General features: G+C 71.4%; 8 protein-coding genes. 7 read left to right on the plus strand and 1 reads right to left on the minus strand.

The genetic code is table 11. The annotated features are described in order from the left end of the window. Window positions 1-13: 13 nt before the first annotated feature. Window positions 14-1,300, plus strand: coding sequence for a PucR family transcriptional regulator (locus VFZ39_RS02595; RefSeq protein ID WP_330864165.1), 1,287 nt, complete (start codon window positions 14-16; stop codon window positions 1,298-1,300). Between the two features lie 26 nt (window positions 1,301-1,326). Here VFZ39_RS02595 and VFZ39_RS02600 read toward each other — a convergent pair whose 3' ends face one another. Continuing rightward, a complete protein-coding gene (locus tag VFZ39_RS02600; protein ID WP_330864166.1) occupies window positions 1,327-1,812 on the minus strand; it encodes a hypothetical protein in 486 nt (161 codons plus the stop codon). A 286-nt stretch (window positions 1,813-2,098) separates the two neighbouring features. Here VFZ39_RS02600 and VFZ39_RS02605 point away from each other — a divergent pair, with 286 nt between their 5' ends. The 6 genes from VFZ39_RS02605 to VFZ39_RS02630 all read left to right on the plus strand — a co-directional run. Beyond that, the gene (locus tag VFZ39_RS02605) at window positions 2,099-3,550 is read left to right on the plus strand and encodes a uracil-xanthine permease family protein (RefSeq protein ID WP_330864167.1); all 1,452 of its coding nucleotides are present in this window, start codon (window positions 2,099-2,101) and stop codon (window positions 3,548-3,550) included. After that, on the plus strand, window positions 3,547-4,401 hold the full coding sequence (locus VFZ39_RS02610; protein ID WP_330864168.1) for an FAD binding domain-containing protein: 855 nt from the start codon (window positions 3,547-3,549) through the stop codon (window positions 4,399-4,401). Before VFZ39_RS02605 ends, VFZ39_RS02610 begins: the two co-directional genes overlap by 4 nt. Beyond that, window positions 4,398-4,940, plus strand: coding sequence for a (2Fe-2S)-binding protein (locus tag VFZ39_RS02615; protein WP_330864169.1), 543 nt, complete (start codon window positions 4,398-4,400; stop codon window positions 4,938-4,940). Before VFZ39_RS02610 ends, VFZ39_RS02615 begins: the two co-directional genes overlap by 4 nt. After that, window positions 4,937-7,336, plus strand: a complete 2,400-nt coding sequence (cutA, locus tag VFZ39_RS02620; RefSeq protein ID WP_330864170.1) for an aerobic carbon-monoxide dehydrogenase large subunit — start codon at window positions 4,937-4,939, stop codon at window positions 7,334-7,336. The genes VFZ39_RS02615 and cutA overlap by 4 nt, the downstream gene beginning before the upstream one ends. Further along, window positions 7,333-7,941 (plus strand): SRPBCC family protein, encoded by a 609-nt coding sequence (locus tag VFZ39_RS02625; protein ID WP_330864171.1) that lies wholly within the window; start codon window positions 7,333-7,335, stop codon window positions 7,939-7,941. The genes cutA and VFZ39_RS02625 overlap by 4 nt, the downstream gene beginning before the upstream one ends. Beyond that, a partial coding sequence (locus VFZ39_RS02630; RefSeq protein WP_330864172.1) for an amidase occupies window positions 7,938-9,339 on the plus strand: 1,402 nt, incomplete at its 3' end. The genes VFZ39_RS02625 and VFZ39_RS02630, both read left to right, overlap by 4 nt.

Below are 9,339 nucleotides of genomic sequence, written 5' to 3' on the forward strand. Positions count from 1 at the left end.
ATGGTGATAACTGGTGAGCGCATCACGGAGGACCGGCACCGCTCGCGACGCCGCAGCGGCGCTGGCCCGCGTCGACGCGCTGCACACCGCGCTGACGCATATCGTGCTGGAGGGGGGAGACCTCGCCCGGATCGCCGAGGAGGTCGGCCGGGTGCTCGGCTGCGGCGTGCTCGTCACCTCGACCGACGGCCGGGAGCGAGCCGCCCACCTCGACGACGCCGACCGCGCGGTGCTCGCGGACTACGACCTCGTCGACCCGACGGGGCGGGTGCGGGTCGAGCGGATCGCCCCGGACGGCTCACCCGTCGGCCAGGGGGAGGTGCGCGCGCTGCGGGTGGCCGCGGGTGGCACGGATCTGGCGCGGCTGGTCTCCGTCCGGCGTGAGGGGCGGATCGCCGAGGACGACGTCCACGCGCTGGAGCGTGGCGCGACCGTGGCAGCGCTGCTGATCACGCGCGAGGAGTCGATCACCGCCGTCGAGAACAAGTACCAGGGCGACTTCCTGCGCGAGCTCTTCGCGCGCCGAGCACGCGACACGGCGTACGTCGAGGAGCACGTCGCGTCCTTCGGCTGGTCGCTCGAACGGCCCGGTGTGGTCGTGGTCGCGCAGCTCGACCCGGTCGAACCGGCGACCCCGCCGCCGTCGAGCCACGACCGCCGTCGCTTCCAGGAGCGGTTCTCGGCCGCGTGGCGACAGGTCACCCAGGCGGTGGATCCCGGCATCCCGTGCGTGGACTTCTCCTCCGAGGTGGTGGCGGTGCTTCCGGTGCTCCCGGTGAAGGACACCGACGCCGGCCGTCCCGGCGCCGATGCCGTGGAACGGTCGGTCGCCTCGGTCGCGGGTGACAAGGGCGGTGGCCGGCGGTCGTTCTCCGTGGGTGTGAGCCGGCCGGCATCGGCGCTGGACGACCTGCCGGACTGCTACAGCCAGGCGCGCCGGGCGGTCGAGGTGGGTCGGCTCGTGAGCGGTCCCGGCGCCACGACGTACTTCGACCAGCTGGGTCTGCACCGGCTGATCGCGCTCGTGCCCGACCAGGCCGAGCTGCGCGCGTTCGCCCACGACGTGCTCGGTCCGCTCGCGGAGCGCACGCCCGAGGCCGCCGACCTGCGCGAGACCCTGCAGGTGCTGCTCGACACGAACTTCAACGTGGCCGAGGCCGCACGGCTGCAGTTCTTCCACTACAACACGATGCGGTACCGGGTCGGGAAGCTCGAGCGGCTGCTCGGCCCACTGTCGTCCGACCCCCACGTGCGGCTCGACGTCGCCGTAGCGCTCCGGGTCCTCGAGATCAGTGGGTGAGGGCGGGCCGGAGCCCGCCCCCACACTCACCAGCGGACCGACATCCCGACGGAGCCCTGAGCCCCCAGGAAGCTGTGGTTGAACGCGATCAGTCCCTCGCGGAGGACCTTGACCCGCCGGTGCGCCGTTCCGGAGTAGGTCACGTGTCGGTTGCGGAACGCCGCGTTCAGCGTCGGCGAACCGTCCACGGGGTGGCCGCAGAGCTCACCCCGAGTCGTGATTGTGAACGCCTCGCCCGGCGACACGGTGAGGACGGCGCGGACCCGAGCGTTCTCGCACGCCCCGGCCGCCGGGACCGAGCCGTCGGCGGCCCGCACCGACAGCTCGAGGTGGCCGCCGAGCTCACCCCTGGTCGGCGCGGACATCGCGTAGCCGGAGGCGGTGACGACAGGGGCGGAGTCGAAGGCGCTCCGGTCGAACCGCTCCACGGTGCTGGCCTGGGCGGCAGCCGCGCTGAGCGAGACGGCGGCTGCGGCCGCGACAGCTGCTGAGGCAATGCGTGTCTTGTTCATGGTCGATCTCCTCGTGGGACGTGTGTGGATTCAGCGCGCCCCACGATCCGTGACCGTGCTTGAGCGCGAGTTGAGAAGAACTTGCGGACGATCCCGGCGAGGCCCACCGACTCGACGCGCGTAGGGCACGACTCGACCGGAATGGGGCACGACTCGACAGGAGCGGCGCGCGACAACCTGTGCCAGCCAGATCGGCGTTCCTTCGGCATTTGTCGCCGTTCAGGGTGTGTGATGGAGGCCACTACGTTGTGGAGCCTCGGGGTCACACGAGCCGCCAGGAGGGTCTATGTCGATGTTCAAGTGGGACGTTGTCGATCCCGCACCCGGAGAGGCCGTCGCGCCTCATCAACGGCTTGCCTGGGGCAAGACCGTGGGCCTCGGCGCCCAGCACGTCGTCGCCATGTTCGGGGCGACGTTCGTCTTCCCGATCGTGATGGGGCTCGACCCCAACCTCGCCATCATGTTCTCCGGCCTCTGCACGATCCTCTTCCTGCTGATCGTGTCGAACAAGGTGCCGAGCTACCTCGGCACGAGCGCCTCCTTCGTCGCCAGCGTCGCGGCGATCCGCGCACTCGACGAGGGCAACGACTCGTCGTACGTCACCGGCGCGATCCTGGTCGGCGGCCTGGTCCTCGCGGCGATCGGAGTGATCGTCCACTTCGGTGGCTCCCGACTCATCCACCGGCTCCTCCCGCCGGCCGTGACCGGTGCCGTCGTCATGCTGATCGGCTTCAACCTCGCGCCCGTGGTCGCCGGGATCTACTGGCCGCAGGACCAGTGGGTCGCGCTGCTGACCGCGACGTTCATGGTCTGCGCTGCGGTGCTGCTTCCCGGCTTCTGGTCCCGGATCGCGGTGTTCCTCGCGCTGATCTTCGGCTACCTGCTGTCGTGGGTCTTCGACGCGATCTTCGGCATGATCAACACGGCCTTGCCCGGCCAGAACCTCGACGAGAACGGCGTCGCCCAGCCCTTCGAGCACGACCGGCTCTGGGCCTGGGACAGCATCGGCGACGCGTCCTGGATCGGACTGCCGAGCGGCCAGCTGGCCGACGGCATCGACGTCGTCCACGGGCCGTCGTTCTCGCTGACCGCGATCCTGCTGGTGCTGCCCGGCGTGATCGCGCTGGTCGCCGAGAACACCGGTCACGTGAAGGCGGTCGCCGAGATGACCGGCGAGGACCTCGACCCCTACATGGGGCGCGCGATCGGCGCCGACGGCCTCGCGACCGCGCTGGCATCCTCCTTCGGCGGGTCCCCGACCACGACGTACGCCGAGAACATCGGCGTCATGGGAGCCACCCGGGTCTACTCGACCGCCGCTTACTACGTGGCGGCCGTGGTCGCGATCCTGCTCGGTCTGTGCCCGAAGTTCGGCGCGATCGTGAACGCGACCCCCGGTGGCGTCCTCGGCGGCATCACTGTGGTGCTGTACGGCATGATCGGCCTGGTCGGCGCCAAGATCTGGGTCGAGAACCACGTCGACTTCGGCAACCCGATCAACATGGTCGGCCTCGCCGGCGGCCTGATCGCCGGTATCGGCGGCGTGACGTTGACCTTCGGCGACGACTTCGAGCTCGGCGGGATCGCGCTGGGCACGATCATGGTCATCGTCTACTTCCACCTGGTCAAGGGCCGCGCGGGTGACGGCACCGGTACGGTGACCCGCCACCTGAGCCACCCCGACTACGACGAGGGCGTCGACGACATCGCCTCGAAGGGGAATCCCGACACCCGATGAAGCCAGCCCCGTTCGCCTATCGCCGGCCAGAGACCCTCGACCAAGCGCTCGACTCTCTGGCCGGCGCATCGGGAGCCAAGGTGCTGGCCGGCGGGCAGAGCCTGGTGCCGCTGCTCTCGATGCGGCTGGCATCTCCGGCGATGCTCGTCGACATCAACGGGCTGCCCGACCTGGACCACGTCACGGTCACCGAGGACGGGGTCCGGGTCGGCGCGCTCGCCAGGCACGCCGACGTGCTCGCCGACGAGGCGGCGCGTGCCAGTCAGCCGCTGCTGGCGATGGCGCTCGCCCACGTCGCTCACGCGACGATCCGCAACCGCGGTACGACGGTCGGCTCGATCGTGCACGCCGACGCGGCCGCCGAGATGCCGGTGGTGCTCGCCGTGCTCGGCGGGTCGGTCACCGTCGCGTCGGTGCGGGGCGAGCGCACCATCCCGGCCGACGAGCTGTTCGCCGGCCCGCTGGAGTCGACGCTGGCCGCGGACGAGATCGCCACCGAGGCGTTCTTCCCCGCGCTCGCAGCGGGGGAGGGAGTCGGATTCGCCGAGATCGCCCGGCGGCACGGTGACTACGCCCTCGTCGGGGTCGCCGCCATCGTCCGCGTCGAGGGAGACCGGAGGGTTGGGGCAAGGTTGGGCTACCTCTCCGTGAACGACGTCCCTACGGTGGTCGACGTGTCCGGCTCGAGCGACGACGAGGCCGTCGAACGCGCGCTCGAGCAGCTCGAGCCCGCCGACGACATCCATGCCACCGCGGCGTACCGCGCCCACCTGGCCCGTGTGCTCACCCGCCGGGTGCTGCGGGCCGCGACCCGCGACGCCCTCGACCGCTCAGGGGTGACGAAGGCGTGACCGATCCGACCTCCGACGAGCTGCACGACGTACAGCTGCGGGTGAACGGCGCGACCCACGTGGTCCGGGTGCCGGCCCGGCGGCTGCTGTCCGACGCGCTGCGCCACGACTGCGGGCTGACCGGCACCCACGTCGGTTGCGAGCACGGCGTCTGCGGCGCCTGCACCGTGCTGGTCGACGGCCGCCCGGTGCGCTCCTGCCTGATGCTCGCGGTCTCGGCGGTCGATGTCGACATCACGACCGTCGAGGGGCTGACCGAGGCCGACGGCTCGCTGTCGCCGGTGCAGCAGGCCTTCGCCGACTGCCACGGGCTGCAGTGCGGCTTCTGCACTCCGGGCTTCCTCACCACCATCGCCGCGGGCCTGCGCGAGACGCCCGATCCCACCGAGGACGAGGCACGCGACATGATCGCCGGAAACCTGTGCCGGTGCACCGGGTACCAGAACATCGTGAAGGCCGTGCTGCGGGGGGCGGAGATCGAGCGCGAGAGCCTCGAGGCTCGCTCCGCTCGCACCTCAACCACCGGGGACAGCGCATGACGACGAAGCTGTTCGGCAGCAAGGTCCCGCGGGTCGAGGACCAGCGGTTCCTGCGCGGCCAGGGCCGGTATGTCGACGACGTGCTGGTCGGCCAGCGGGTGCTCCACGCCGCCGTCCTCCGCTCGCCCCACGCGCACGCGCGCATCACCGACATCGACGTGTCGGACGTGCTGGACGTCGAGGGGGTCCACCTGGTGTGGACCCACGACGACCTGACCGGCCCGATGGCCGAGCCGCTGCCGCTGCTGATCCCGCACCCCGCGCTGGTGCACGGCCGCACGCAGTACGCGCTGGCTCCCGAGGAGGTCAACTACGTCGGCGAGGCGATCGCGTTCGTGGTCGCCGAGGACCGCTACGTCGCCGAGGACGCCGTCGGGCGGATCAAGGTCTCCTACGAGTTCCTGGAACCGGTCGTCGGCATCCCGGCCGCCCGCGCCGCGCAGTCGCGCGTCCACGACGACCTGGCCGACAACGTCGGGGCGCGGCTCGAGCAGGAGAACGGCGACGCCCGGGCCGCCATCGCGGCGGCTCCCCACACCCTCACCCTCGACCTGACCGTCGAGCGCTCCGCCTGCCAGCCGATGGAGGGTCGAGGCACGGTCGCGCGGTGGGATCCCGACACCAGCCGGCTGACGGTGTGGACCTCCACCCAGACCTCGACCGGGGTCCGTGGCTGCGTCGCGGCCAAGCTGGAGCTCGACCTCGGCCAGGTCGACGTGGTTACACCCGACGTCGGCGGCGGCTTCGGCGTGAAGATCAACCACCCCTGGCCCGAGGAGCTGCTGGTGCCGCTGGCGGCCCGCACCCTCGGCGTCCCCGTGAAGTTCACCGAGGACCGCCGCGAGCACTTCATCTCCTCCGCGCACGAGCGCGGCCAGGAGCACCACGTCGAGGTCGGGTTCGACGACAAGGGCAGGGTGCTCGGGCTGAACGTGGAGTTCTGGCACGACCACGGGGCGTACACGCCGTACGGGCTGATCGTCCCGATCATCACCTCGACCCAGCTGCTCGGCCCGTACAAGCCGGCGAACTACCGGGTCGTCTTCGAGAGCATCTACACCAACACCGTGATGGTCACGCCGTACCGCGGCGCCGGTCGCCCGCAGGGCTGCTTCGTCATGGAGCGCACCATGGACGCGATCGCCGCCGCGCTGGGCAAGGACCGCACCGAGGTGCGGTCGGTCAACTTCATCCAGCCCGACGAGTTCCCCTACGACCAGGGGCTGATCTTCCAGGACGGCCGCGAGCTCGAGTACGACTCGGGCGACTACCCGGCGTCGCTGGAGAAGCTCAAGCAGCTCGTCGGATGGGACGAGTTCCCCGCGTTCCGGGCCGAGATGGCGGCCCAGGGACGCCGGGTCGGGATCGGGCTCGCCTGCTACGTCGAGGGGACCGGCGTAGGCCCGTACGAAGGCGCTCACGTGCACGTCGAGACCTCCGGCAAGGTCAAGGTCGCTACCGGGCTCACCACTCAGGGGCAGGGCCACCAGACGGCGTTCGCGCAGATCGTGGCCGACACCCTCGGCGTCCCCTTCGAGAAGGTCGAGGTCGTCACCGGCGACACCCGTCGGATGCCGTACGCCGTCGGCACGTTCGCCTCGCGCGCGGCCGTCATGAGCGGCTCGGCGATCCACCTCGCGGCGCTGCGAGCACGCGAGAAGGCGCTGCGGATCGCGGCGGAGGCGCTGGAGGCCGACGAGGCCGACCTCGAGATCGTCGATGGCGTGGTGCGGGTCAAGGGCACGGAGTCACAGATCGACCTCGGCACCGTCGCGGTGCTCTCCAACCCGTTGCGGTACGCGTTCGACGAGGCTTCCAAGGCCGCGACCCAGTTCTCGGTGGGCGACCCGGGCAAGCCCCCGGTGGCCGAGGACGACGAGCCCGGGCTGGAGGGCAGGGACTTCTACTCGCCCGAGCGCTCGACGTTCGCCTCCGGCATGCACGCCGTGATCGTGGAGACCGACCCGGAGACCGCGGAGATCTCGATCCTCAAGTACGCCGTCGTCCACGACTGCGGGCACCTGATCAACCCGATGATCGTCGAGGGCCAGATCCACGGTGGTGTCGCGCAGGGCGTGGGTGGCGCCCTCTACGAGCGGATGGTCTACGACGACGCGGGTCAGCTGCTCAACGCGTCCTTCATGGACTTCCTGATGCCCTACGTCACCGAGGTGCCGACGTCGATCGACATCGACCACCTCGAGACACCCTCGCCGCTCAACCCGCTCGGCATCAAGGGGGCCGGCGAAGCCGGCGTCATCCCGTCCGCCGCCGTGTTCGCGGCCGCCATCGAGGATGCTGAGGGCATCCCTGTCACCGCCATGCCGATCTCGCCCTCGGAGCTCTACGACCTCCGACGGCAGCACGAGTCGTCCGGCCCAGAGGAGAGCGCATGAAGTTCACCGGCGAGAACACCCTGCACGCCCCGGTCGAGAAGGCGTGGGACGCGCTGCTCGACCCGGCGGTGCTGGTGCGCACCATCCCGGGCTGCGAGCGGCTCGAGGCGACCGGGGAGAACGCCTACGCCATGACCGTCACCGCCGGGGTCGCCGCCATCAAGGGCACGTACAGCGGGTCGTGCGCACTGAGCGACCTGAAGCCGCACGAGTCGCTGGTGATGAAGCTCGAGGGCGCCGGCGCACCGGGCACGATCGGGGCGACCGTCGACGTCCGGTTCGCGTCGTCCGGAGACGGAGCCACCACCATCACCTACGACGCCGACGCGATCGTCGGCGGCATGGTCGGTGGGGTCGGTCAGCGGATGCTCACCAGCGTCTCGCGCCGGATGGCGGGGGAGTTCTTCGGCAACGTCGATGCCGTCCTCACCGGCACCGCCCCCGCGCCGGCCGTCGCCGCCGAGTCGGGTGCCGCGACCCAACCCGGCGTGTTCACCGCACCCGCCAGACCTGCCGGACTGTCGTCGCAGCGCGACTTCCTCACCGGTGTCGCGGTCGGCGCCGCCCTGGTGGCGTTCGGCGTGCTGATCGGCCGCCGCCGGTGAACGGAGCCGGCATCACGGTCGAGTCCACCGCCCGCGCCCAGGCCGAGGCCGTACGACGGCGTGAGATCTCCGCCCGCGAGCTGCTCGAGCTCCACCTGGCCCGGATCGCCGAGCGCAACGGCGAGCTGAACGCCATCGTGTCGCTCGACGAGGAGCGGGCGCGTGCCGGCGCCGCGGCCGCTGACGAGCACCTCGCCCGGCGTGGTAGGACCGGACCGCTGCACGGTCTGCCGTTCGCCGTCAAGGACACCCACGCGGTGGCCGGGTGGCGCACGACGTACGGCTCGCCGCTCTTCGCAGAGCACGTGCCCGACACCGACGACCTGGTCGTCGAGCGGATCCGCCACGCGGGCGCGGTGCTGGTCGGAAGGACGAACGTGCCTGAGTTCGCAGCCGGCTCTCACACCTTCAACCGGGTCTTCGGCACGACGCTGAACCCGGTCGACGCGAGCCGCTCGGCCGGCGGCTCCAGCGGCGGCGCGGCGTGCGCCCTCGCGGCGGGGATGGTCCCGCTCGCCGACGGCAGCGACATGGGCGGTAGCCTGCGCAACCCGGCGTCCTTCTGCGGCGTCGTCGGCCTGCGGCCCTCGCTCGGACGGGTGCCGACCTGGCCGGCCGCGAACCAGTGGGAGACCACGTCGGTCAGCGGGCCGATGGCTCGCACCGTTGGTGACGTCGCCCTCCTGCTCTCGGTGATCGCCGGCCCGGACCCGCGCGTGCCGCTCGCGCTGGGCGAGCCGGGGGCGGTGTTCGCGGCGCCGCTCGCCGGCACGCTGGCCGGGCTACGGGTGGGCTACACCGTCGACCTCGGCGGCGCCCTGACCGTCGACCCGCAGGTCGCGGCCGTGCTCGAGACCGCCGGCCGGCTGATGGTGCACCACGGCGCAGCCGTCTTCGACGCCCATCCCGACCTGCACGACGCCGACGACACGTTCCGCACTCTGCGAGCGTGGCACTTCCAGGCGACGTACGGCGAGCTGCTGCGCCGGCACCCCGACAGCTTCAAGTCGTCGCTCGCCGACAACATCCGGGCCGGAGAGCGGCTCACCGGCGCCGACGTGGCGCGCGCCTACCAGCAGCGGACCGCGCTCGGCGACACGATGCGCCGGTTCTTCGAGGAGTACGACCTGCTGCTGCTCCCGACCTCACAGGTGCCGCCGTTCCCGGCCGATAAGGAGTACCCCACGGAGATCGACGGCCGACCGATGGAGACCTACCTGGACTGGATGCGTTCGGCGTACCTCATCACCGTCACCGGCTGTCCCGCCATCTCCCTCCCCGCCGGCCGGACCCCCGATGGCCTCCCCGTCGGCGTCCAGATGGTCGCCCCGCACGGCCAGGACCGGCGGCTGCTCGAGATCGCCTCGGCGTTCGAGGCGGCGGCTGCTGGTTTCCCCG

Source organism: Nocardioides sp., from assembly GCF_036374615.1.
Classification (GTDB): Bacteria; Actinomycetota; Actinomycetes; order Propionibacteriales; family Nocardioidaceae; genus Nocardioides.

Excerpts from the sequence above, each read along its gene's own strand:
- VFZ39_RS02600 (WP_330864166.1), bottom strand. The coding sequence starts at position 1,812 with ATGAACAAGACACGCATTGCCTCAGCAGCTGTCGCGGCCGCAGCCGCC.
- VFZ39_RS02605 (WP_330864167.1), top strand. The coding sequence starts at position 2,099 with ATGTCGATGTTCAAGTGGGACGTTGTCGATCCCGCACCCGGAGAGGCC.
- VFZ39_RS02610 (WP_330864168.1), top strand. The coding sequence starts at position 3,547 with ATGAAGCCAGCCCCGTTCGCCTATCGCCGGCCAGAGACCCTCGACCAA.
- cutA (WP_330864170.1), top strand. The coding sequence starts at position 4,937 with ATGACGACGAAGCTGTTCGGCAGCAAGGTCCCGCGGGTCGAGGACCAG.
- VFZ39_RS02625 (WP_330864171.1), top strand. The coding sequence starts at position 7,333 with ATGAAGTTCACCGGCGAGAACACCCTGCACGCCCCGGTCGAGAAGGCG.